This is a genomic window from Yersinia sp. 1252 StPb PI (genome assembly GCF_048593885.1).
In the GTDB taxonomy this organism is placed as follows: domain Bacteria; phylum Pseudomonadota; class Gammaproteobacteria; order Enterobacterales; family Enterobacteriaceae; genus Yersinia; species Yersinia enterocolitica_E.
In genome coordinates this window covers 1-24639 of sequence record NZ_JAZGQE010000061.1, presented here as the reverse complement: position 1 = coordinate 24639, position 24639 = coordinate 1, and the positions used below count along the sequence as shown (strand labels likewise).

Sequence of the window (24639 nt, the reverse complement as noted above, 5' to 3'; positions counted from 1 at the left end):
ATATGATTAACCTTCAACTCATAAAATTCATTATTAGATAATGAATGGAAACTATATATTATGCGAAATTATATAATGGCTACCCTACTCCTTTCCGCTACCTTTGTTGTTAACGCCCAATCTGTTACCCTTGCAGCGCCACAAATTATTGCCCACCGCGCAGGAACGGCTGATGCGCCAGAAAATACCTTACCGGCTATCGATAAAGCACTGTCTAATGGTGCTGACGCCATATGGATTACATTACAACTATCGAAAGATAATATTCCGGTATTGTATCGCCCTATAGACCTCAAAGAGTTAACAGATAAGTCCGGTGCCATCTCAGGTTATACTGCACAACAACTGGCTAAAGTGGATGCGAGCGTTGCCTATGATAAGAAACATCATATTCAACCTAAGGCTGGCTCACACACAGGTATTCCCACACTTGATGAAGTGCTGAAGAAGTATCCTGACACGACATTCTATCTGGACATTAAATCGCCCGATGCCAACCCAATAACCTTTGCCAAAGCCCTAAAAGAGACGCTTACCGCAACCAGCAAGGGAGAAAAAGATCGCTTCGCACGTACCCGGGTTTACTCTACGGATGATAACTATCTGGAGGCACTGGATACAGTCAATGCAGACAGCGATGCCTCGCATAAAATCAAGCGATTTGAAAGCCGCAACTTTACCCGTACTCAATTAGCTAATATTATGATGGATCATAAATGTGAATTGCCAGCAGATAATAAAGAGCGTTGGTATGGTTTAGAGTTACATCGCAAAGTACAAGTGGTAGAAAAATACACGTTGGGCGAAGGCCGTTCTGACGCAGTATTAAGTTGGGATAAAGAGGCGATGGATTGTTTTAGAAGGAATACCAACGCACATATTATTTTCTTCGGCATCAATACTCCCGAAGATTATAAAAAAGCGAGAGAATTACAGGCAAATGGAATTATGGTTGATTCTCCTGCACTTTTTAAAAGTATAGTGAGCAAGTAAGAATAAATAAGTAAAAAACAACCACAATGGTATAGACGTAAATCAGAAAATGAAAAAACAGCATTATCGCCGGAGACTAATCAGCCACGAATAGCACTAAAGCGTAAATACCCCCCCTGGTCAACACTGAGTTGGCTGGGGGGTTATGTCTAAATTTGCTTGTCGTGCATATAACCACGTTTTATACAGAATGCTCGGCATTAAAGCATCGTAATCTATAACACATCTTATAGGATACGGTATTGATCCAATTTTTTCTGGCGAGCGGCTTCCTTAGCCAAGCGCTTCTTACGAGAATCACAAGGCTCAGGGCAATCACATACTTTCTCCATCCCCAAACCCGCTATTCCTCCGCAACTGCCCTGTAAGGTTTTACGTTTTACGATATAACCTAACGACATCCCGCCGATGGCCAATAGAAAGAAAACAAAGGATGCGATAAAAACAGTCAACATATCCTCTCCTATCAAGGCCGTTTTTGCAGATAAGGTTTGAACGCATCAGAATAGCGTTCCTCAAAACCTTCATCGGTTTTTACTATCATAAATACCGGAATACCCAGTAAATTAGCGAGTGCCATCCCTCTTTCTGGCCCAAGGACATCTAACCCAGTCGACAGTCCATCTGCGGTCATACAGCTTGGGTCCAAAACAGTAATTGAGACTAATCGATGGTTAATTGGTCGGCCGGTATCCGGGTCAATCGTATGTGAGTAACGTACACCATTCTGTTCAAAGTAATTACGATAATCCCCTGAGGTTGCTATTGCCATACGTCCAGGTTCGATAACCTCTTGAGCACTTTGCGCAGAACCTGCGACAGGTTTTTCTATCGCAATGCGCCAAGGTTTATTTTCCCCATTATTGCCACGAGTCCGTACTTCCCCTCCGATATCAACCATATAGTTGGTGATATTTTGCGTTTCCAGATATTCGGCCACAACATCGACTCCATATCCCTTGGCAATAGAGGATAGATCAACATACAACTCAGGGATCCGTTTGACCAAGGCACCATTTTCTATGGCCAGATTATTAATACCGACCCATGCCCGACGTTTGGCAATTTCAGCCTCAGTAGGAACAACATCTGGCCGCCCTTCAGGACCAAAGCCCCATAAGTTAACCAAAGGTCCAACGGTGACATCCAGCGCACCATCGGTCAGGCGATTAATGCGAATAGCCTCACGCACGACTTTAGCCGTCGCCGCTGAAACCGCGAAAGGTGTATTCACTGCGCGACTTTGATTAAAGCGACTCAATTCAGAGTCGGGCCGATATGTCGACATCTGGTCATTAACCTGTTCCAACTCGCGGTCTATTTCCTGCTGTAACTTCTCTGGGCTGGGTGTGGATGAGTCACTCATATACTTAATTGAATATGAAGTTCCCATGGTTTTACCTTCGAGATTAACTTGCTCAGGACCACATCCTGTGAGCAGCAAAATCCCCACCACTGCCATGAACCAATGTGTTATCTGTTTCTGCACAAATATCCCCAATTGCAGTAAAAAGCCGTGTAATGGCAAATCAGCCACCAAAATCATCAAGCATAATATTGTCGTCTTCCACACCGAGATCCTTCAGCATCTTGATAACTGCCGCATTCATCATCGGAGGGCCACACATATAGAATTCACAATCTTCCGGTGCCGGATGATTTTTAAGGTAATTTTCTAACAACACGTTATGAATGAAGCCGGTATATCCCGTCCAATTATCTTCCGGCTGTGGGTCTGATAATGCAACGTGCCAACGGAAATTATCATTCTCAGCCTGTAACTGGTCAAAATCTTCTTCATAGAACATTTCACGCCGTGAACGCGCACCATACCAAAAACTGATTTTACGCTTCGAATGTAGCCGCTTAAGCTGATCAAAAATATGCGAGCGCATCGGTGCCATACCCGCCCCACCGCCAATAAAGACCATCTCGGCATCGGTATCTTTGGCAAAAAACTCACCAAATGGACCAGAGATAATCACCTTATCACCGGGTTTTAGTGACCAGATATAAGAGGACATAATGCCCGGCGGCGCATCAGGAACTGACGGTGGTGGCGTGGCAATACGCACGTTAAGCATGATAATGCCACGCTCTTGTGGGTAGTTTGCCATCGAGTAGGCACGCACCGTTGGTTCAACGACCACTGACTCGAACCGGAACAGATTGAATTTATCCCAATCACCGCGATATTCATCAGGCACATCGAAGTCCGCGTATTTAACGGTATGCGGTTCAGCTTCTATTTGGATAAAACCACCAGCACGGAATGGCACCACTTCACCATCTGGAATCTTCAGTTTCAGTTCTTTGATAAATGTGGCTTTATTATCATTAGAGATAACTTCACACTCCCACTTTTTCACCCCAAAGATTTCTTCTGGCAATTCAATTTTCAGATTTTGCTTAACGCTAACCTGGCAAGCTAACCGGCAGCCTTCTTTCGCTTCACGCTTTGAGATATGTGAAAGTTCCGTCGGCAGGATATCCCCGCCACCTTCTTTAATCGTCACGCGGCACTGCCCGCAGGAACCGCCACCACCACAAGCTGAAGAAACGAAAATACCTTGGCTGGAAAGCATGTTGAGCAGCTTATCCCCTGCCGGAGCGGTAAAACTTTTGTCCGCATCATCATTAACATCAACGGTAATATCACCGGTATTCACCAATTTTGATTTGGCAAATAGAATCATCACCGTCAATGCCAGTACGATGAGGGTGAACATCACTACGCCCAGAATTATTTCCATGAATTATTCCTGCCTTTATAAATTCACACCGGAGAAAGACATAAACCCTAAGGCCATCAATCCGGTTGTGATAAAGGTGATCCCTAACCCCTGTAAGCCCGCAGGCACATTGGCATATTTCATTTTTTCGCGAATACCTGCGAGCGCTACAATCGCCAGCATCCAACCGATACCCGAGCCAAAGCCGTAAACGATGGACTCAGGGAAGTTGTAATCTCGTTGCGCCATAAAGGAGACGCCGCCGAAGATGGCGCAGTTGACGGTGATCAGTGGCAGGAAAATACCCAATGCGTTATAAAGTGCCGGGAAATAGCGATCGAGAATCATCTCCAACACCTGCACTATGGCAGCGATAACACCAATAAAGGTGATGAAGTTGAGGAAACTAAGATCAACCCCTTCAACCAATGCGCCATCACGCAGCACCAGGTTATAAACCAGATTATTCGCAGGTACTGAGATACCCAATACCACCGTTACCGCGATACCAAGGCCAAAGGCGGTCGACACTTTCTTGGAAACAGCGAGGAAAGTACACATCCCCAAAAAGAATGCTAACGCCATATTCTCCACAAACACCGCGCGGACAAACAGACTGATGTAATGTTCCATCATCAATTACTCCTTCTCAATCTGCGCAGGTTTCAGGGTACGCAGACCCCAAATCAGCAAACCAATGATAAAGAATGCGCTTGGTGCCAACAGGAACAATCCGTTCGGCTGATACCACCCGCCGTTCTGGACGGTTTCAAATACTGTTACTCCAAATAATTTGCCGGAGCCAATCAGTTCGCGGACAAAACCCACCAACACCAGCACCACGCCGTAACCCAAACCATTACCAATACCATCCATAAAGCTTTCAATCGGCGGCGATTTCATCGCATAAGCTTCAGCACGCCCCATCACAATACAGTTAGTAATAATCAGGCCGACAAATACTGATAGCTGTTTGGATATCTCATAGGCATAAGCCCGTAAGATCTGATCGACCACAATCACCAGCGAGGCAATAATCACCATCTGAACAATGATGCGCACGCTGTTTGGAATATGATTGCGAATCAGTGAGATAAAGAAACTGGAGAACGCCGTTACCAAGGTAACGGCCAGCGTCATCACTAATGCGGTTTCCAGCTTGGTGGTCACCGCCAGCGCGGAACAAACGCCAAGGATCTGTAAGGCTATCGGGTTGTTATCAAATAACGGCCCAAATAAAACCCGTTTAATCTCTTTGCTATCAGCCATTTTTTAACGCTCCTTCGCGCACTTTTTTCAGGAACGGGCCAAAGCCGTTTTCACCGAGCCAAAAATCAAAGCTGTTTTGCACCCCATTAGAGGTCAAGGTTGCGCCTGACAGACCATCGATGGCGTGAGGATCATTAGCCGGTGCGCGCCCTTTAACAATATGAATAGCCGGTTGCCCTTGCTCGTCAAATAACCGCTTACCAATCCATTGGTTACGCCAGATTGGGTTCTCAACCTCGCCTCCCAGACCTGGGGTCTCACCCTGATCGTAATAGGTGATACCACGCACCGTTTTGCCGTCAGTGTCGATGGCAACAAAGGCATACATCATTGACCACAGACCGGAGCCATAAACAGGTAGAACTATCTTGTTGATTTGACCACTTTCACCACGTACCAGGTAGATTTCAACGACATTCGCGCGCCGGCGGATGCCAGCAATATCCTGTGCGGGCGTCAGGGCAATGCTCATTTGGTCACTACGCAGTGCCTGAGCACGATCAAAGGTTGCCGGATCTTGTTGAATAAACGCACCGCTTTGCAAATCCAGCAGCCGTGGTTCAATGCGCAGCGCAAATTCCCGCTGAACGTTTTCTGCCGGCATTCTTGGTTGCAACAAACCCGCTACCGCTAGAATATTGCGCTGTTTGTCTAATAGCCGTTGCTCCTGCTGCTTGGCTTTCAAACCAACAGCCGCACCAGAAACCACCACAGAACACACCAGACAGAGCACAATTACCACCAGCAACGTTTTGCTGATGCTGTCATTATTTCTTGGTTTATCACTCGCCACGCGCTTTCCTCCGCTTGATGTTGGCCTGAACAACCACATAGTCAAACAGCGGTGCAAACAGGTTGGCGAACAGGATCGCCAGCATCATTCCTTCGGGATAAGCTGGATTAGCGACGCGGATTAACACACACATCGCACCAATCAAGCCGCCATACCACCATTTCCCTTTATTGGTAAAGGAAGCCGATACCGGGTCGGTCGCCATAAAGATCATCCCGAAAGCGAAACCACCGAGTACCAGATGCCAATACCACGGCATGGCAAATAACGGATTGGTAGTGGAACCAACCCAGTTAAATAGGTAGGCCGTGGCAATCATGCCAATCATGACCCCAGCCACAATCCGCCACGAGGCGATGCGGCCGAAAAGAATAATGGCACCGCCAATCAGGATCATCAGCGTAGAGACCTCGCCAATAGAACCGGGAATATTACCGAGGAAAGCATCCATCCACGTAATAGGCTGATTAGTAATGGTGTTAACCAAACTGTGGCTACCGTTGACACTCCATTGTGACAATGGAGTTGCACCAGAAAAACCATCAGCGGCAGTCCACACCAAATCACCGGATATCTGTGCCGGATAAGCAAAGAATAGGAAAGCACGCCCAGCCAGTGCCGGGTTGAGGAAGTTACGCCCGGTGCCACCAAAAATCTCTTTACCAATAACCACACCGAAAGAGATCCCAAGTGCTGCTTGCCATAATGGCAATGTGGGAGGGACTATCAGGGCAAACAGAATCGAGGAGACAAAGAAACCTTCGTTGATTTCATGCTTGCGGACAATAGAGAATACCACTTCCCAAAAACCGCCGACCACAAACACAACGGCATAGATAGGCAGAAAATAAACCGCCCCCAGCACCATTTTGCTTGCCCAGCCAGCATCTGGAGCCAATGACGCCCCGAGCATTTGTGCCAACCAGTAATGCCAGTCACTGGCTATAACCTGTTGCAGTTCCGCGCCACTGTAGAGTTGGTTTAGCGCCGGGATAGCCTGTAGCCCTACGTTATACATGCCCCAGAACATGGCTGGGAATACCGCCAACCATACCAGAATCATCATCCTTTTCAGGTCGATTGCATCTCGTACATGGGAAGCACCCGGTGTTACTTTGCCCTGCGTATAGAAAATAGTGGCTGCGGCTTCATATAGCGGATAGTACTTCTCTAATTTGCCACCCGCTTCAAAGTGGTGCTCTATTTTCTCAAGAAAATTTTTCAGGCCCATCAGTTATCCTTCCTGCTCAATCTGGGTCAATATGTCGCGCAGTGCCGGACCGTATTCGTACTTACCGGGGCAGACAAATGTACATAAAGCCAAATCTTCTTCATCTAACTCCAGGCACCCTAGCGCTTGCGCGCTGTCGGTATCACCGGATAACAGATCACGCAACAAATGGGTTGCCAGGATATCCAGTGGCATCACCCGCTCATAGTTGCCAATAGGCACCATAGCGCGCTCCCCGCCGTGCATATCGGTAGAGAAAGCAAACAGTTTGCGTTTGAAGAAATGGCCCAGCGTGGTGCGGGTGATCGAATATTTATCGCGACCTGGCATTACCCAACCAAATAGCTCTTTTTCTCGCCCTTCGCGGATAACCGATACTTGCTGGTGGAAACGCCCCAAATAACCATGAGTTGCGGAGAAAGCCGTGCCGCTGAGGACTGAACCAGAGATAATACGGTTCTCCCCCTCTTTTAACTTAGCCGCAGTTAATTCAGCCAGGCTGGCACCCAAACGGGTGCGCACTAATACCGGTTGATTTACCTGTGGACCCGCCAGCGCAACGATGCGGTCAGTACAGAGTTCACCACGGGTAAATAATTTACCGATAGCAATCACATCCTGATAACCCACATGCCACACCATTTTACGCAAGCTCACCGGCTCAAGAAAATGGATGTGGGTACCAACCAGACCCGCAGGATGCGGGCCGGAGAATTCATTATAAGTTATCTGGGCATTCGAATGGTTGGCAACCACCTGCCCCGGGGCATGGCCCACATGCACCTTGCCTTCAGTTAGACGTGTAAGAACAGTTAAACCGTGCTTAAAGGCGTCTGACTCAGTGGCAATAATAACCTGCGGATCGGCTGCCAGCGGTTGGGTATCCATTGCACTGACAAAAATAGCGCGTGGGTGACTACCAGGAACAGGGGTTTTACTAAACGGGCGGGTTCTGAATGCGGTCCATAAACCAGACGCCAGTAATAGGCTTTGCACCTGTTCATTGCTCAGATGATTAAGGTCCGCTGCATCATAGTGTGGGAAAGGAACTTGCTCATCCCCTTCAATCGCTATCACAACAGATTGTAGCACCCGGCGTTCACCACGATTAATAGCGCTAATTCTGCCACTGGCGATCGCAGTAAAGGTCACCCCTGGATTTTTTTTATCTTCAAAGAGCGCCTGGCCTTTCTTAACCCAATCACCTTCTTGCACCAACATTGAGGGGCGCATGCCCACATACTCTTCACCGAGCAGAGCCACATGACGAATAGCAGGACCATCCTCTATCACCTGCACAGGTGCTCCGGCGATGGGTAGGTCGAGTCCTTTCTTTATTTTAATCATAGGTTTGAGCGACTTTATTAGTTATATCAAATGCTGTACTTAGCCCAGAGCGTACAGCCACATAAAGATAAGATACTTTCATGGTTCAGTTAAACGACGGTTTAATACCCAGTCAATTAGATAAATATAAACGCTAATTGAAAGCATCGCGGTAATGAGTACTGATACCCACATTGAATGATTTCAGGGTAAAATGGCTGTTATAACGATTACATGTGCAAGCCATCAGCAGTGGACGATTTTAGCATTTTCATTCCGCACTGTCTGACAAATGCAGTGACCTGGGTCAAGCAAACACGAATATTTTACGGCTAATTTATCTATCCACTCGGTAAAATCGTATCGTTAATTCATGTTTACCGACTTTGTGGTTATTTTATACAAAACATATATTGCTAAAATTTTTCCGACTGATAATCTGCGCCTATAAATCGAAAAATGCAGTGGCATAATTTACATAATATAAGTAGGAATAATAAATGGGCAAAATCGCACGGTTGTTTGCGATGCTTACGTCTGTGGTGATAATTGGTTTGCCTGCGGTATCCTTCACCAGCTCAGCCAGTGAGCCTGTGGCAGTATCCAAAGAGCTAAAACAACAATTACTCGGGTCATCGGTCTATATTCAGATTTTCAAAGAAGAACGTACCCTGGAATTATACGCCAGGCTACAAGGTGAATATCGTTTAGTGCAAAGCTATCGCATCTGTGAATTTTCAGGTGGCCTTGGCCCAAAACGCCGTGAAGGGGATTTTAAAAGCCCGGAAGGTTTTTACAGTATTGATATGCGCCATTTAAAACCTGACAGTAAGTTTTATCGGGCAATCAATATTGGCTTCCCAAATGATTATGATAAGTCGCAGGGTTATTCAGGGAAATATCTGATGATCCACGGCGCTTGCAAATCAATCGGCTGTTATGCAATGACCGATGCCTATATGGACGAGATATTTAACTACGTGCAAACAGCATTTATCTTTGGTCAGGAAAAAGTGGATATCAGTATCTATCCATTCCGTATGACTGAACAAAATATGCAACGCCACCGTAACTCGTCGGATTACAGCTTCTGGCGGCAATTACAGCCGGGATATGCCTATTTTACCAAAAACCGGATGCCCCCCTCCGTTGCAGTGATCAACGGGCAGTATGTACTCAGCCGCCCGCCAGTCTCCAATGCACCGGTATCGCAATATGCGCTCACCAAATCAAATTCGCTCACCAAAACAGAATAATGCAAATTCACCTGGTGCAATTTTGTGCCAGGTTTCATTACCTGTCAGGGGTTGAGTCGCGATCACCGTGACCACATCTTTGGGTGTGGTCTGGCGTTGAAAATCTATCTCAACATCTTGATCCAGTAAGGTCGCTTTACCAAAAGGTGCCCGGCGCGTAATCCAATACAGATTGGTCGAACAGAACGCCATCACAAAACGCCCATCCGAGAGCAACATATTAAAGACCCCTTTTGCCCGCAACTGCTCACATAGGGTAGCGATATAGCGGAATACCGCTGGCCAGTTACTGGGAGTGCGAGGGTAGCGCTTTGCCAATTGATTAAGTAGCCAGCAGAAAGCATATTCGCTGTCAGTCTGACCGATAGGCCGGAAAGTACCGGTCTCTAATTGACGATAACCTTTAAGTTGGCCGTTATGGGCATACGTCCAGTTTCGCCCCCACATTTCGCGGGTAAAAGGGTGGGTATTCTCTAACGCCACTTCACCGCGATTTGCCTGACGGATATGAGAAACCACCGCACAGGATTTTATCGGGTAGTCTTGTACTAAACGGGCTATGGGTGAATTAAAACTGGGTTGGGGATCTTTAAACGTGCGGCAACCATTACCTTCATAAAAGGTAATACCCCAGCCATCTTTATGTGGGCCAGTCCCCCCGCCCCTTTGCACCAGGCCGGTAAAGCTAAAGCAAATATCCGTGGGAACATTTGCGCTCATCCCGAGCAATTCGCACATAACCAACCTCCCGCGTATATCTTAGCTCTTGGTGTTGCAGCGTTGTAGCTGCTCTCGCTCACCGTCAAGGTGATCAACGAGATTGATAATACCGTTGATCACCACGACATATCAGGCTTTAACCATCTCTTTTTCAATCAATTGAATCAAGATATGAATCACTTTGATATGAATTTCCTGAATGCGATCGGCATAACCCAAATGGGGAACCCGAATTTCGATATTTGCCGTGCCCGCCATTTTGCCACCGTCTTTACCCGTCAGGGTGATAACCTTCATCCCTTTGGCACGAGCAGCATCAATCGCCTTAATGACATTAGCTGAATTACCAGAAGTGGAAATACCGAGTAATACATCCCCTGCGCGACCGACGGCTTCAACATAACGAGAGAAGATATAGTCATAGCCAAAATCATTACTAACACAAGAGATATGGCTAACATCTGAAATAGCAATCGCCGGATAACCGGGACGATTCTCGCGGTAGCGGCCGGTCAACTCTTCGGCAAAATGCATGGCATCACAATGGGAACCGCCATTACCGCATGACAAGACTTTACCGCCAGCCTTAAAAGAATCAGCCAATAATACGGCTGCGTTCGCAATAGCATTGATATTGCTATCATCTTGCAAAAAGTTTGCCAGTGTGTCTGCTGCTTCATTCAATTCACTGCGGATTAAATCCTGGTACATGGGAGCCTCTTTATAGTTCTATGGCATCGATATTCATCAGCCGTCAGTGTACCGGATAGCATAAACAGCGAGAAGCACTGTAATGAATAAGACATAAGAGTTTTAACTATTAATGCGGGCAGTTTGTGAGATGAGTTGTAAATAACATGTAATGGTATTGATAAAAATAATGAGATGGACTACAACAAATGTATCTCTCAACAGGTCAGACCTCCTACATCTCAGGAGCTTCACTATGATGGTTCTTAGCATTGTTGCCTTACTGGTTCTTATTGGTGTGCTGTTCTATCACCAGGTGAACCTCTATCTCAGTAGTTTGATTCTTGTCGTTTACACCGCCGCGATGGGAGCGTTGCAGTTATGGTCATTCTGGGCATTATTGCCTCTGGTGATTGTTTTGCTACCCCTGACGCTGACCCCACTGCGCCAGTCACTGTTTTCTGCACCCGCATTGCGCATGTTCCGTAAAGTCATGCCTGCAATGTCACGCACCGAAAAAGAAGCGATTGATGCAGGTACCACTTGGTGGGAAGGTGATTTATTCCAGGGCCAGCCTGACTGGAAAAAACTGCATAACTACCCAAAACCGCAGTTAACCGCCGAAGAACAAGCTTTTATTGATGGGCCGGTAGAAGAAGCCTGTCGTATGGCTAATGACTTCCAAATTACCCACGAGCTGGCTGACTTGCCGCCAGAACTGTGGGCGTATCTGAAAGAACACCGCTTCTTTGCGATGATCATTAAGCAAGAGTACGGCGGCCTTGATTTCTCAGCTTATGCTCAGGCACGTGTACTGCAAAAACTGTCTGGCGTGTCTGGCATTTTAGCCATCACGGTTGGCGTTCCTAACTCTCTCGGCCCCGGCGAATTGCTGCAACACTACGGCACTGAAGAGCAAAAAAATCATTATTTGCCTGGTTTGGCCCGTGGCGACGAGATCCCTTGTTTCGCCCTGACCAGCCCAGAAGCGGGTTCTGATGCCGGCGCAATCCCAGATACCGGCACCGTCTGTATGGGCGAATGGCAAGGTAAGCAGGTACTGGGCATGCGCCTGACCTGGAATAAACGCTATATCACCCTCGCCCCGATCGCCACAGTGCTTGGGCTGGCGTTCAAACTGTCTGACCCTGAACATCTGTTGGGCGATACCGTTGATTTAGGCATCACCTGTGCGCTGATCCCAACCAACACCCCTGGGGTGGAAATTGGTCGTCGTCACTTCCCACTGAATGTGCCATTCCAAAATGGCCCGACCCGTGGCAATGATATCTTTGTGCCGATTGATTACATCATCGGCGGGCCAAAAATGGCTGGGCAGGGCTGGCGCATGCTGGTGGAATGCCTGTCTGTTGGCCGCGGGATTACCTTGCCGTCCAATGCCACTGGTAGCTTGAAAAGTGTGGCGATGGGGATCGGTGCTTACGCCTATATTCGTCGTCAGTTCAAAATCTCAATCGGTAAAATGGAAGGGATTGAAGAGCCGTTGGCGCGAATCGCCGGTAATGCTTATGTGATGGACGCGGCGGCAACCTTAATTACCAGCGGTATTATGCTAGGTGAGAAACCGGCGGTGTTATCCGCTATCGTTAAATATCACTGTACCCACCGTGGTCAACGCGCCGTGATGGATGCCATGGATATTGCGGGCGGTAAAGGGATCTGCCTTGGGCCGGCCAACTTCGTAGCCCGTGGCTACCAAGGTGCCCCTATCGGTATCACCGTTGAAGGCGCTAACATTCTGACCCGTAGCATGATTATCTTCGGCCAAGGGGCAATCCGTTGCCATCCGTTTGTTCTGGATGAAATGGCAGCAGCACAATCGAATGATGTTGCCGCCTTCGATAAAGCGCTGTTCGGTCATTTGGGCCATGTGGGTAGCAGCAAAATCCGTAGTTTCTGGTTGGGGCTGACCAATGGCCGCACCAGTGCCACACCAACCAAAGACAGCACTCGCCGTTATTACCAGCATCTGAACCGCCTGAGCGCCAATTTAGCTTTACTGTCTGATGTCTCAATGGGCGTGTTGGGTGGCAGCCTGAAACGTCGTGAACGTATCTCTGCCCGTCTGGGGGATATTCTCAGCCAAATGTATCTGGCATCAGCAACGTTGAAACGCTATGAAGACGAAGGCCGCCAAAAAGAAGACCTGCCGTTGGTACATTGGGGTGTGCAAGATGCACTGCATCAGGCAGAGCAGGCTCTGGATGATTTACTGCGTAACTTCCCAAATGGCGTTATTGCCGGGTTAATGCGGTTGGTGGTCTTCCCGTTTGGTCGCGTACATCAGGCACCGTCAGACCAGCTGGACCATCAACTGGCGCAGTTACTGCAAGTACCTTCAGCAACCCGCAGCCGTATTGGTCGTGGTCAGTATCTGACACCGAGCGAGTTTAATCCGGTAGGTTTGCTGGAAGCCGCTTTGCAAGATGTGATTGCAGCAGAGCCAATTCATAAGCGCCTGAGTAAAGAAGCGGGTAAAAGCCTGCCATTTACTCGCCTGGATGTGCTGGCAAAAAATGCGCTGGCTGAAGGGAAAATCAATGTTGAAGAGGCCGCTATTTTGACTAAAGCAGAAGAGAGTCGCCTGCGCTCAATTAATGTCGATGAGTTTGCAGCCGATGCCTTGGCAGCCAAGCCCGCACTAAAGCAGCCAACCAAACAACGGCAAACTGAAGCGGCGTAATAAATAAGTCTTATTGATGTTAGTGTCTACTCAAGCCTCCGATTCAGGAGGCTTTTTTTATCCTCTTTCAGCACCACAATCATCAAGCAGGCCTCTAATAATTAGCCCGAATTGCTCAGGTTTCCCGCTAAACAGCACATTATCAGGCTGAATTGTTAACAACTGGCGACGTAGGCTATTACGCCACTCAATATCGGTGATCAGCCGCACGGTAACCGCAATATACTCAGCCAAATTATGCGCAATCAGCTCCTCAGATAATCCCAGCCGACGGAACAATCCCTCATCGATATGTTCGTGTACTTCAGCCCCACTCAGGCAAACACCGGGTAACCCCTGACGCACAGTATCGACGATGCCATTGGTATTGCCGAAAGGAAAAGGATTAATAAACAGGTCACACTGATTAATAACCAATAAATAGTCCTGATAGGCCAAATGCTCATAGATTTTAGCTTGAGGGATAACAGCATTAACGGCTTTTTCCATCACTCGATGGGTAATTCCCCAGCAAAAACCCACCAAAAAATGAAATATCACCGGCGTTGATGTTTGCCGGGCAATCTCAGCACAGGTATCGATAAAGCGAGGGTTAATTTTCATCGCCGAGGCACAAACCGCGATATGTACCGCTGGGCGCTCATCGAAATGTTGTATCGGTTCCGGCTGGCAAATATTGGCAGGCGGCACATAGGGCAGACAGTCCTTGGGTAACGCAACCACTTTTTCGGAGAAACACTGAGGATCCCCCAGATAATCCTCTTCCACTAATACCGCATCAATATAGCCGGAATGGGTCGTTGCCGGATGGCCTAGTGCCATTATCTGTAAGGGGGCTAAGCGTAAATTAGTCAGTGCAATGGTGAGTGGGAACATCCCGACACTGGGGAAGTAGATAACATCCGGTCGCAATTGTTGCGCCAATGCCACAATAGCCTCAACCGCCCCCGCCCGCTGGACCTCGGTAAAATCATCAAAAACGTCACGGGTGATGGCATCAGTGGCCCCCACAATGGTGACGCCATGGGTGGAAAACTGCTCACGCGCGGCGCGCAACGTACTGGAGTGAGTACGGTAAATAGAATGGCCGCTGTTAAACCACTCCAGGATAACCAGCATCAATGGTTTATCCCGTGCAGGTGGGAGGGAGTGGTTATCAGATAGCCCATTGTGCAGCAGCGTGTTACGTAAGTGAAAATTAATACTGCGTTTTATGGCGTGTTTTGCTGCTCTATCCGCATAACTGCAATGCATATAAACATCGTGCAGGATGCGTTCAGGTAAGCCCTCAAGATTCTCTAGCGTTAGTAGTTTTTCAGGTAACCACTCTAATAGCCGCTCACGTTTCGCATGCCCGGCAGCGCTGGGTAAAATACGTGGCGACAGTAACGCCAGAAACAGTGCCGCGGCAACCGGGGGATTAAATTGCCACAATATATCCGGCTGAAGCGGAATACCCGATTCAGGTAAATACATCAGGCAAAATTTCAGAAAATTATGGTGCTCAAAGCGCAAAGGATGAGCGCATCCCTCCCCCGCTTGATTAAGGTTGGTAATCACATGATCCGCATGACCAAAAGGTGATGCGGCAAATATCAACGCTATCCAGCGATGGAAATTAATCAGTTGTAAAAAACCTTTATCGGATACCACAAAACCAGGATCAGAAAGTAGGTTGCCAATAGCCGCAGCCAGGCGATTACAGTAATGCTCCTGTTGCTGTACCGATTGATGCTTAAGTGAAAAAACATCCCAGCGGCCATATTGGCGGTCCAGTTGCTCCAACATCAAGACCAGTAATCGCCCCGCCTCCTCATAGCGCCGCACACACACTAAAAACTCGAAATAGGGTAATGAGAATGCGGTCGACTGTTCTACCGCTGATGCTAATTCAGCCGTTTTCTCCACCATTGTCAGCTCACCTTTTTACATCGATATCACGATTTCTCTAGCAAATTTAGAGAGTTAAAAATCCATTACTCCTGACCCGATATTTTAGTCAGAGGGTTCCACTTACCGAGAACATGGGTCCCGCATAGCTCGTGCTGATTGGTAACCTGTTCGGAGGTTATACCCTTAGGAATACAAACCGTGAGGCTGATATGGTCTGTACTATCATGCTCATATTCAGTCAGGATAGAGGGCGGTAAAGTTTGTGTTTCAAGGGCACTGAGGATTTGGTTTCGTCTTCTGAGTAACGAGGCTGATTCCCCCCCCTCCTGAGACTGAGCTACCTGCGTACTATCTCCAGTCGATTTCCCTCCGGGATTAGGGGCCGGCCTGACTTTATCGCCAAAATTATTTTTATTAACAGGTTTGCCATTGATAATCACATTGTCACCAATATTCTCCGGCAAGGTGAAAAACACCGATGGCTTATATGAGCCGGTATTCCCGCTAAGCGTGATGTCAGTTATCGCTGCATAATCATTGAGGAAAATACCATGAGTATTGTCGGAACGGCCGTTCACCCTACCACCACTCATTGGGCCACCAATATGCACACCATGACCATCACCTGCGGCATCACCATTAATCGTCGTATTGCCGCTGTTGAATACTAGCCCCGTGGTCTCCACGCCATGACCATCGCTGGCATTACCGCCTAAGGTGGTGTCATTCAGCGTATTGTTGCCGCCTAACTGAACACCAGTGCCTTTCTCACCGCTAGCATTGCCGGTCACCGTCAGCAGATCATCCGGTGCCGGGCCACTGAGCGAGGCGTTTTCACCAATATCAACACCGGTGCCGTTAGTGGTATCGCCTTGCACCACGCTGCCGTTGCCACCTGTCAGATTAGCGGCGAACTCTATCCCCTTACCGTCCGGGCTGTTGCCGTTCAGGGTGGCGTGGTCCAGATTACTGTCATTTACCACCTTGATGCCGCTGCCATTAGCTGATGTACCATTAATTGTGCCGCCACTGACTGCCCCGCCAAGCTGGACACCGTTGCCATTCTCCGATTTACCCCCAATCGTGGTATTACCTTCATTTTGTAGTAAGCCATTAATATCCACCCCAGTACCCTCAGTGGCATTCCCCGTCAGGGTGGTGTTATCAAGGAGATTGATACCGTCAAGCTGCACGCCGGTGCCATTCTCGCCGCTGGCGTTGCCGGTAACATTGAGCAGATCACCCAGGCCACCGCCCTCCAGGAGGATTTGTTTACCAATGTCCACCCCGGTGCCGTTAGTGGTATCGCCATATACCGCACTGTCGTTTTGCCCCGTCAGATTCGCGGCGATCTCTACCCCCTTGCCGTCAGGGCTGTTGCCGTTAAGGGTGGCGTGGTCCAGATTACTGTCATTTACCACCTTGATGCCGCTGCCATTAGCTGATGTACCAGTAACTGTGCTACCGCTGACTGCCCCGCCAAGCTGGACACCGTTGCCATTCTCCGATTTACCCCCAATCGTGGTGTTACCTTCATTTTGTAGTAAACCATTAATATCCACCCCGGTGCCGTTAGTGGCATTCCCTGCCAACGAGGTGTTATCAAGGAGATTGAGACCGTCAAGCTGCACGCCGGTGCCATTCTCGCCGGTGGCGTTGCCGGTAACATTGAGCAGATCATCCAGGCCGCCGCCCTCCAGGAGGATTTGTTTACCAATGTCCACCCCGGTGCCGTTAGTGGTATCGCCCTGTATCGCACTGCCATTGCGGCCAGTGAGGTTACCGGCGATCTCCACCCCTTTGCCATCAGGACTGTTACCGTTAAGGGTGGTGTTATTAAGTTGGGTATCACCATCAACTTTGACACCCGTACCCCTATCCGAGTTGCCATTAACCGTGCCGCCAGCGATCGCCCCGTTCAGCGCCACCCCGTTGCCGCCAGTGGCTTTGCCATCCACACGGGTATTCCAGTTATTCACCAGCGGACCGGCAATATCAACACCGGTACCCTGAGTGGCGTTACCGTTTAGCGTGGTATTATCAAGGGTATTATTACCTTCCAGTTGCACACCAGTGCCTTTATCGCCCATCGCATTACCGTTGACAGCAAACAGATCGTCCGTGCCGCCACCAGTGAGAGTGGCATCTCTATCGATATACACTCCCGTGCCGTTAACCACTTCACCCTGTACTGCGCTGCCGTGGCTACCTGACAGGCGGCCCACGATCTCCACCCCGTTACCATCCGAACTATTTCCCACCAGCACGGTATTATTCAGCACCGTATCGCCATTGACGCCAACCCCAGAACCAGTATCGGAGATGCCATTGATGCGGCTGTCATCAAGCACACCATTCATAACTTGAACACCAATGCCACTGGCCGCAGTCCCATTCACCACACTGTCGCTCAGTTGGCCATTAACCCGCACACCAATACCGCTGCCGGAAGCAGTGCCGTTCAATACCGTATTGCCTTGATTGGTCAGTGGGCCGATGATATGCAATGCAATACCATCCACAGCCGAGCCATTTAAGCTGGTATTACTTAAATCATTATTGCCATTGAGTTTTATCCCAGTACCGGTATCTGTTGTTGCCACCCCGTTTAGTGTCAGCAAATCGGTTTCACTGGTGCCGATGACATGTAAATTTTCTGCTATATCAATGCCATAACCAACACCATCGGTGGTGCCATTAATAACACTCTGATGGACACCCTTTATATGATTGGCAATCTCTACGCCGATGCCATTAGTACTACTGCCATTGAGCGTGGCATTATCCAACACGGCATGAGTGACAATATTAGCACCCGGCAGTGGATCAATTTTCACACCACTGCCATTAATTGATTCTCCGGTCAGAGTGGTATCAGCAATAGTGGCATTGCCGCTAATGCGCAGACCTTCGGCATGGGTTGAACTCCCGGTGACATTAATACGATTAATTTGATGCTCGGCACTGAAGAGGTGAACACCGGCGCTATCAATACTGGTTCCTTCAATCGTGACCGGGCCGGTACCGTTATTAACCACACCGGAAATAGCAACCCCAATACCTTCGACACTACTGCCGCTAATGAGAGTGTCACCCTCGCCACTTAATACCACGGTATTATTACTGGTAGGAAAGTTAATGCCGACACCGCTGGTTGAGCGCCCTTCCATTTTGAAAGAACCATTATTGTTTATCGTTAACTGAGCCGCATCTGTATGGGTAATACCCTCTCCGCCAGCAGTCGCTGGTGCCCCTTTATTTTCACCGAGGAGAGATAATTGGCTACCTTTAGCAATATTGAGTGTATTCACGCCATTAAAATCAATCCCTTTGCGGGTAGCACCATTGCCTTCTGTCTCGCCTTGAAACGCAATACTCCCTTCAACCGACAAGGTACTATTGGCTCTAAAACCAACGCCTGAGCCTTGCGTCGTATTAAATGCTTTACCGATCATCGAGCCATTTTGGGCTTTTATACTGATATTCCCCCCCAAACTTAATGCAGTGCTTAATGAAGTCGGTAAAGCGGCCAGTGTTTCAGAATAAACAGTAACATTCCCCGCAGTAGCATTAAGTTCTACATCAGTAAAGTAAACGTGTCTCGAACCCTGAGACAGACCATTGATATCAATATTGTGCTCAGTTGATGTCAGCGTCGTATTTAATAGATAGACAGATGCTCGCGTAGCAGCCCCCATATCAGCCTTACCATTTAAGGTGATATTTCCTTGTGCATTAAGATTATTATGTGACGTATTTGAATCCCCTTGAATAAAAATCCCTTCGCCATCACCGGTGGAAACTCCCGTCAGATTAATATCTTTCTTAGCATTAAAAATGGTATTTGGCTTAATCAAAATACCTTCTTTTTCGGAGGTTACATTGGCATTAATATCACCTGTTGTAGCAGTAATATTAGATTCACGTATTGCCAATCCGGCAGAGCTAGTCGAGTTAGAGACAACGTTAACCTCATTTGCTGTGAGATCTAAATTGGCCCAGGTTATGCCTTTTGAACCATTGTTATTTACTGTGAAGTTTCCGTTTTTAGTTTCAATATTAGCCCCATCAATACCAACACCCGCCCCTGTAGTATTGCCATGATTATTGGCTACTATTGATATATCTTTCCCCGCAGTGATATTTACTTTGTTAGATGAGGTCCCATTTATTGTCACCGCCTCCACAGCGAGTGCTGAGGTATTGGCAACTAATAATATATCTTGCCCTGCCGTCATCGCACTATTACCGCTGAACCCGAAGGCTTTATGTGTGGCGGAGGTTAAATTGGTTCTAATATCATTTTTAGCAGTAAGAACTGTATTCTTCATCAATACAACGTCATTACCGATGATATTACCATTCATTAAAATATTATCGGCACTGATAGTGACATTATTGAAAGGGCTGCCTTTGACCCCACTGATATTTAAATTAAAATCTCCTCCCTGTGCTTTTATATTGGCAAAATCCGCAACAACTGTAGTCCCGATTTCCGTTCCTTCATTAACCGCCACCAGCGATATATTACCACCGGCAGTCATATTGACCTGAACACTACTGGAGTTACCACTTATCCTGATGGCATCAGCACCCGCAACTGTAGAGTTCGTGGTTACGCCTTTCAGATTAATATCGCCACTGGCGTTTATATTAGTGTTACCTGAGATCCATAGCCCTTTATTGGTAGTAGTAGCATTAACATCAATATTACCGGCAGTTGCCGTAAGATTACTGTCTCTGAGTAATAAACCATCAACTCCAGTGATATTGATATTTAATTTTACATTATTGCCACTAACTTGAGATTCCTTTATCCGTAACCCAAGGTTAGCCTGGGTAAAGATATCACCATTGATATCAAATAAAACATTGCCAGACTTAGAGTAAATACTGCCATTAATAAAGTCCATCCCACCATATGCACTACCATTGGTATTTACCAGGAATGTGATATCTTTATCACCGGTAATGGTTGCATTCGTAAATGTGCCTACCCACGAACTTTTAGAATTAGACTTAAGAGCAAATAATATATTACCCGAACCAGTCAAGACTGAGTCATCAGATATATCAACACCACGCCACCCTTGCCCATTAGCATGACTACTTTCACCCGCTATACGCGTTTCACCTGCCACAGAAATATTAGCAGCATGACTGATACTCACCCCAATTTGCGATGCCACCCCTGCATTTCCTTCAAGAGTGAAGTTGCCGACATCATATCTCCCACCCATAATAATAATACGAGTCGCACTGTTATCATTGGCATGTTTTGCCAACAAATCCCCTTTATTTAACAACACATCACTATTATTTAATGTAATAACAGAGTCGGCAGTAGAATTACCCGCTAATAAATTAAGGTTCAGCTTGCCAACATTAGCGGTAATATTATTGTTAACAACAACATTGCCGTCAGCATGTAATGTCAGCGTAGCATCGCCACCTGCTGTTTTATTGATATCAGCCTCTAGCGTAATATTGCACCAGCGGCAATTCGTTAAAGTGTGATTAGTGGTAGTCACCGTCACATTGGTGCCGCGATCGAGTTGAGTATTGATACTGCTATTCAATATTTGCGCTACCTTGGCCGTCGGAGCGAAAACCTGGGTATTTTTCACATATCCAGCAGGAATGTCCCCAACCTGAACCATTACCCCGCTCTCAGCACCACTACCAACAATACTTACCTCTGCGGGATCAAGTAACCAACTCCCCTGACTACCATGAATAGCCGCAGTATCAACCTGACCAAAAGCCTGTAAATTACGGTTACTGGATGTTTCTACCTGCCCACCATTACCTGACTGTAGCCCACCACGAGCATAAATATTGCCATAGAAGCCAGTGTAATCTTCTGACCATAGCACGGCGGTACCACCCGACCCGTGGTTTGAAGCAGAAACATCAATATCCGCACCTTTATCCATGACGACTGCTCGGGCATTTTTTATCGCATTATTTTTACCCTGCCAATCGCCCCCGACCAGGACTTTGCCACCGCCCTCAGCCCCGCGAGCATCAATTTTGCTCGTGGCGACCAAATGTATCTTTTCACCTTGCAAGATAACATTCCCGCCACGGCCCTGCGCACTACTGACATCAATAACACCTTGCTGGCTCACCACCCCTTCACTGCCGCCATCGAGGTAAATAACGCCATTTTTTTCAGATAAACTATGCGCCTGCAAAATACCGGTATTATCAATCACGGTATTCATTAACATCTCTTTGCCGCGCGCGGTCAGTTGGATAACCCCGCCATCAGCCTGAATCAACCCGCCGTTTTGCAATAAAGTACTGACCTGCTCACCCTGAACTTGCACACTCAGCAAGCTGCCGTGATCCAGATTAAGGGTGACGCGACTCCCGCTCGCTAATGCTACTTTTCCTTGCGGCGACGCGATAACACCGGAAGCCTGATTATCAACCTGCTGGCCAATCAGCGCGATATAGCCACCAGGGGTGGTGCGCAAATTAGCCTGATTAACCAACTTGCCTTCATGTCTTCGGCTGGTCAACGTATAGCGCCCAGAAACAAAATCCTGATTTGACATGGACTTAGTACTGGCAACCAAACCACCAACATCAACTTGCGCACCTTTTCCAAACAGAATGCCATTCGGATTAAGTAAAAAGACCTGACCATTCGCTTTTAGGCTGCCATATATCTGCGATGCATCGCGACCAAGCACCCGGTTCAGCGCAATACTCTGCTGCCCTGGCTGGTTATAAATAACGCTGTTCCCCTGCGCGATATCAAAGCTGCCCCAATTGATTGCCAACTTATCGCTTTGCTGAGTCACGGTAAGGGTGGTGTTGTGAACATTCAACACACCTTGACCGATAATAATATTGCCGTTAACCGGCAGTGAGGGATGGGCGAATACCCGTAGCGGTAATATGCCAAGTGCTAATCCCGTCATGATGGCCAGGCGGCTTAATATTCCAGCGTTTGTATTATTGTCATTAATGACTTTTTTGCCGCCAGACGAAAAGGACCGTCCGTAACTTCGGGTAAATTCTCCGACAGCAATTAAACATCCCAACCGACGGCAGAAAATAAGTTTGTATAATTTACTGTTCATTATTCACGTCCATTAAATCTGACAAATATGCCAATAAGCGCTAAAACATCTTGTAAGCGCTAAGCCAAAGTTGGTCGTTATCCGGTTGTGCAATTGCAGCCTGGCCGGTTCGATGTGCCCACGTCAGATTCAAGGTGTAATCTGCCGGACGAAAGAGTGTGATATAGGCACCAAAGCCAGACAGGTTAATATTATTCCCCGTCAGGCCCGCGATAGGCTGGCGATAGTAAGAGCCCCACCCTTGGTCAAAAAATGCCGCAAAGGTGATTTGATTCCCAGTACCTGCCCATGTGGGAAGTAAGAGTTGCCAGTGGGTGCGTAATTCGGTAGTGAAAAGAGTGCCTTTATCCACCGCCCCTTCACCAATGCCATAGGCGCGCACCGCCAGCGGCCCACCTAATAACAGTTTTTGTGAGCTATCAAGATTCTTACTGGCCATTTGACCGGTAAATTGGTTGAAAAAGGTGAAATAAGGGCCAAACCCCTGATCATGACCGGCACGATAATTAAAACGGGCAAAAGTGCCACCAATACCAGTTAAGGAATTCATGCTTTGACTGAATTCGTCATCCAATGACAGATGGCCTGCCGTACCCAGTAAAGTGAAATTACTGAGTCCTCTAGGTACTGCGGTAAACGTACCACCAAGACCAAACTCACCGGCATCCAGATTGCGCTTTTGTTCTGGCAGCATAATCAGTGAATCACGCATTCTGCTCTGATAATAACCGGTATTCACATCAATTCTAGCTGCCGAATTACGGATCCACGGATGGCGTAAATTAATGCCCCAAGTGTTAGAATGGCCATGAGCATCCAATATTTCGAAAGGCCCCTTCAGGGTATAATCCAGATAACTATAATTAAGCGCTGCACGGGTGCCATAAGTATTAATGGGGAAGTTGTAATCCAACATGCCATTGAATACATCTACCGAACTGGATAAAATCAAATCAGTGCGTAGTTGATCACCCCTGCCGGTCATATTATTGAGTGCCCCACCGACTAATAACCGATTATGACCAGAATAATCATTACCCTGATTATCCACACCGAGATATCCCATCGCAGTCTGTCCAGGGGAAATATCAGCATAAACTCTCGTCATTCCCGATTGAGTTCCCGGTTTTAATGCCAAAGCAGCATCAACCCCTGGAATTTCATTAAGAATAAGGGTGGTGCGTTCAAGGCGGGATAACTCAGCCGGAGAAGCGGCACAATCTTTATTGCCAACAAAACCCACTGCTTTGCTACAACTATTACTTTCAATCACCGCAGTAGCAAAATCAGTATTCAACCGGCTCTGATTATTAATCTCCGGTTTATCTAATCTGCCAGCAATAATACGAACTATGACAACACCTTCACGGATAGTTTGTGGTGGCAATATTGCCTGAGTGGCAACAAATCCTTGTTGTCGATAAAAGCGAGTTACCGCTAACGTCATGACTTGTAAATCATTAAAGGTTAATTGTTGCCCCAACCAAGGCGTAATTACGGCGCGTAGTGCTTTATTATTTCTGTTACTGTGCCGCAATAACTGGGTATCACCCTCGAATCTAACCTCACGTAACATGATTCTTCCCGCCGAGGTAGAACCGCCAAACGATGTAGGAGGGAGCAAAGGTGGAAGTTTGATTTCAGCTTCCTGTGGCGCACGCAATGGCACCGGTGTTGTTTGCCGTATTTCGTTACTAATCACACCCGCATTCGGTACATTTATGACCTGAGGAGCGGCGACTACCTGTGAGCAAAAAAAAAGGGCAAACATGATTACTGTGGAACTCAGTTTAGTCTGATACCGTAATTTTTCTGGATAATAAAAATGTCGCATAAAATACGCCTGCTTAGCATGATGATAACGCCAGTTTAAATAATAATAACCTCCGTCATTTAATACTGGCCCACATAGTTGATTTTAGTTAGCAAGTTAATAAC

16 protein-coding genes are annotated in these 24639 nt (G+C 47.4%); 3 read left to right on the top strand and 13 right to left on the bottom strand.

Features of this window, described 5'->3' with window-relative positions; all coding sequences use genetic code 11:
* Nucleotides 1-60 precede the first annotated feature (60 nt).
* Nucleotides 61-993, top strand: a complete 933-nt coding sequence (locus V2A85_RS11150; RefSeq protein WP_420071435.1) for a glycerophosphodiester phosphodiesterase family protein — start codon at nucleotides 61-63, stop codon at nucleotides 991-993.
* Between the two features lie 227 nt (nucleotides 994-1220).
* Here the strand turns inward: V2A85_RS11150 and nqrM are convergent, their stop codons facing one another.
* From nqrM to V2A85_RS11110, 8 genes are read right to left on the bottom strand one after another with little or no spacing between them, the layout of a single operon-like run.
* Entirely contained in the window at nucleotides 1221-1448 is a 228-nt protein-coding gene (nqrM, locus tag V2A85_RS11145; protein WP_372558154.1) for a (Na+)-NQR maturation NqrM, read from the bottom strand.
* Nucleotides 1449-1459: 11 nt separating this feature from the next.
* The gene (locus tag V2A85_RS11140) at nucleotides 1460-2482 is read right to left on the bottom strand and encodes an FAD:protein FMN transferase (protein WP_420071436.1); all 1023 of its coding nucleotides are present in this window, start codon (nucleotides 2480-2482) and stop codon (nucleotides 1460-1462) included.
* A 40-nt stretch (nucleotides 2483-2522) separates the two neighbouring features.
* Nucleotides 2523-3746 carry an NADH:ubiquinone reductase (Na(+)-transporting) subunit F gene (nqrF, locus tag V2A85_RS11135; RefSeq protein ID WP_372558153.1) on the bottom strand — a complete coding sequence of 408 codons (1224 nt, stop codon included), beginning with the start codon at nucleotides 3744-3746 and terminating at the stop codon, nucleotides 2523-2525.
* Between the two features lie 15 nt (nucleotides 3747-3761).
* A complete protein-coding gene (nqrE, locus tag V2A85_RS11130) occupies nucleotides 3762-4358 on the bottom strand; it encodes an NADH:ubiquinone reductase (Na(+)-transporting) subunit E (RefSeq protein WP_004392325.1) in 597 nt (198 codons plus the stop codon).
* Nucleotides 4359-4364: 6 nt separating this feature from the next.
* Entirely contained in the window at nucleotides 4365-4994 is a 630-nt protein-coding gene (locus V2A85_RS11125) for an NADH:ubiquinone reductase (Na(+)-transporting) subunit D (protein ID WP_083160140.1), read from the bottom strand.
* Nucleotides 4987-5787: a Na(+)-translocating NADH-quinone reductase subunit C gene (locus V2A85_RS11120; RefSeq protein WP_420071434.1), complete on the bottom strand. Its 801-nt coding sequence runs from the start codon at nucleotides 5785-5787 to the stop codon at nucleotides 4987-4989. Before V2A85_RS11120 ends, V2A85_RS11125 begins: the two co-directional genes overlap by 8 nt.
* A complete protein-coding gene (locus V2A85_RS11115) occupies nucleotides 5777-7018 on the bottom strand; it encodes an NADH:ubiquinone reductase (Na(+)-transporting) subunit B (RefSeq protein WP_420071433.1) in 1242 nt (413 codons plus the stop codon). The genes V2A85_RS11120 and V2A85_RS11115 overlap by 11 nt, the downstream gene beginning before the upstream one ends.
* Nucleotides 7019-7021: 3 nt before the next feature.
* The gene (locus tag V2A85_RS11110) at nucleotides 7022-8365 is read right to left on the bottom strand and encodes a Na(+)-translocating NADH-quinone reductase subunit A (RefSeq protein ID WP_420071432.1); all 1344 of its coding nucleotides are present in this window, start codon (nucleotides 8363-8365) and stop codon (nucleotides 7022-7024) included.
* A gap of 479 nt (nucleotides 8366-8844) precedes the next feature.
* On the opposite strand from V2A85_RS11110, the gene dpaA reads away from it, so the two are divergent.
* Entirely contained in the window at nucleotides 8845-9600 is a 756-nt protein-coding gene (dpaA, locus tag V2A85_RS11105; protein ID WP_372558150.1) for a peptidoglycan meso-diaminopimelic acid protein amidase, read from the top strand.
* On the opposite strand, the gene V2A85_RS11100 is transcribed toward dpaA, so the two are convergent.
* Both V2A85_RS11100 and lpcA read right to left on the bottom strand, forming a co-directional pair.
* Nucleotides 9574-10338 (bottom strand): class II glutamine amidotransferase, encoded by a 765-nt coding sequence (locus V2A85_RS11100; protein WP_102970460.1) that lies wholly within the window; start codon nucleotides 10336-10338, stop codon nucleotides 9574-9576. The genes dpaA and V2A85_RS11100 overlap by 27 nt on opposite strands.
* Before the next feature lie 111 nt (nucleotides 10339-10449).
* Nucleotides 10450-11031: a D-sedoheptulose 7-phosphate isomerase gene (gene lpcA / locus V2A85_RS11095; protein ID WP_420071431.1), complete on the bottom strand. Its 582-nt coding sequence runs from the start codon at nucleotides 11029-11031 to the stop codon at nucleotides 10450-10452.
* Between the two features lie 235 nt (nucleotides 11032-11266).
* Between lpcA and fadE the strand changes: the two genes are divergently transcribed.
* Nucleotides 11267-13714, top strand: a complete 2448-nt coding sequence (gene fadE / locus V2A85_RS11090; protein WP_372558148.1) for an acyl-CoA dehydrogenase FadE — start codon at nucleotides 11267-11269, stop codon at nucleotides 13712-13714.
* A 57-nt stretch (nucleotides 13715-13771) separates the two neighbouring features.
* Here fadE and V2A85_RS11085 read toward each other — a convergent pair whose 3' ends face one another.
* From V2A85_RS11085 to V2A85_RS11075, 3 genes are all read right to left on the bottom strand, one after another.
* Nucleotides 13772-15625 (bottom strand): glycosyltransferase, encoded by a 1854-nt coding sequence (locus tag V2A85_RS11085; protein ID WP_420071430.1) that lies wholly within the window; start codon nucleotides 15623-15625, stop codon nucleotides 13772-13774.
* Nucleotides 15626-15690: 65 nt separating this feature from the next.
* On the bottom strand, nucleotides 15691-22701 hold the full coding sequence (locus V2A85_RS11080; RefSeq protein WP_420071429.1) for a filamentous hemagglutinin N-terminal domain-containing protein: 7011 nt from the start codon (nucleotides 22699-22701) through the stop codon (nucleotides 15691-15693).
* Nucleotides 22702-22741: 40 nt separating this feature from the next.
* A complete protein-coding gene (locus V2A85_RS11075; RefSeq protein WP_420071428.1) occupies nucleotides 22742-24535 on the bottom strand; it encodes a ShlB/FhaC/HecB family hemolysin secretion/activation protein in 1794 nt (597 codons plus the stop codon).
* Between the last annotated feature and the right edge of the window lie 104 nt (nucleotides 24536-24639).

Coding starts and splice junctions, on each gene's coding strand:
- V2A85_RS11150 (WP_420071435.1), top strand. CDS start 61: ATGCGAAATTATATAATGGCTACCCTACTCCTTTCCGCTACCTTTGTT.
- nqrM (WP_372558154.1), bottom strand. CDS start 1,448: ATGTTGACTGTTTTTATCGCATCCTTTGTTTTCTTTCTATTGGCCATC.
- nqrF (WP_372558153.1), bottom strand. CDS start 3,746: ATGGAAATAATTCTGGGCGTAGTGATGTTCACCCTCATCGTACTGGCA.
- nqrE (WP_004392325.1), bottom strand. CDS start 4,358: ATGGAACATTACATCAGTCTGTTTGTCCGCGCGGTGTTTGTGGAGAAT.
- V2A85_RS11125 (WP_083160140.1), bottom strand. CDS start 4,994: ATGGCTGATAGCAAAGAGATTAAACGGGTTTTATTTGGGCCGTTATTT.
- V2A85_RS11115 (WP_420071433.1), bottom strand. CDS start 7,018: ATGGGCCTGAAAAATTTTCTTGAGAAAATAGAGCACCACTTTGAAGCG.
- V2A85_RS11110 (WP_420071432.1), bottom strand. CDS start 8,365: ATGATTAAAATAAAGAAAGGACTCGACCTACCCATCGCCGGAGCACCT.
- dpaA (WP_372558150.1), top strand. CDS start 8,845: ATGGGCAAAATCGCACGGTTGTTTGCGATGCTTACGTCTGTGGTGATA.
- V2A85_RS11100 (WP_102970460.1), bottom strand. CDS start 10,338: ATGTGCGAATTGCTCGGGATGAGCGCAAATGTTCCCACGGATATTTGC.
- lpcA (WP_420071431.1), bottom strand. CDS start 11,031: ATGTACCAGGATTTAATCCGCAGTGAATTGAATGAAGCAGCAGACACA.
- fadE (WP_372558148.1), top strand. CDS start 11,267: ATGATGGTTCTTAGCATTGTTGCCTTACTGGTTCTTATTGGTGTGCTG.
- V2A85_RS11085 (WP_420071430.1), bottom strand. CDS start 15,625: ATGGTGGAGAAAACGGCTGAATTAGCATCAGCGGTAGAACAGTCGACC.
- V2A85_RS11080 (WP_420071429.1), bottom strand. CDS start 22,701: ATGAACAGTAAATTATACAAACTTATTTTCTGCCGTCGGTTGGGATGT.
- V2A85_RS11075 (WP_420071428.1), bottom strand. CDS start 24,535: ATGCGACATTTTTATTATCCAGAAAAATTACGGTATCAGACTAAACTG.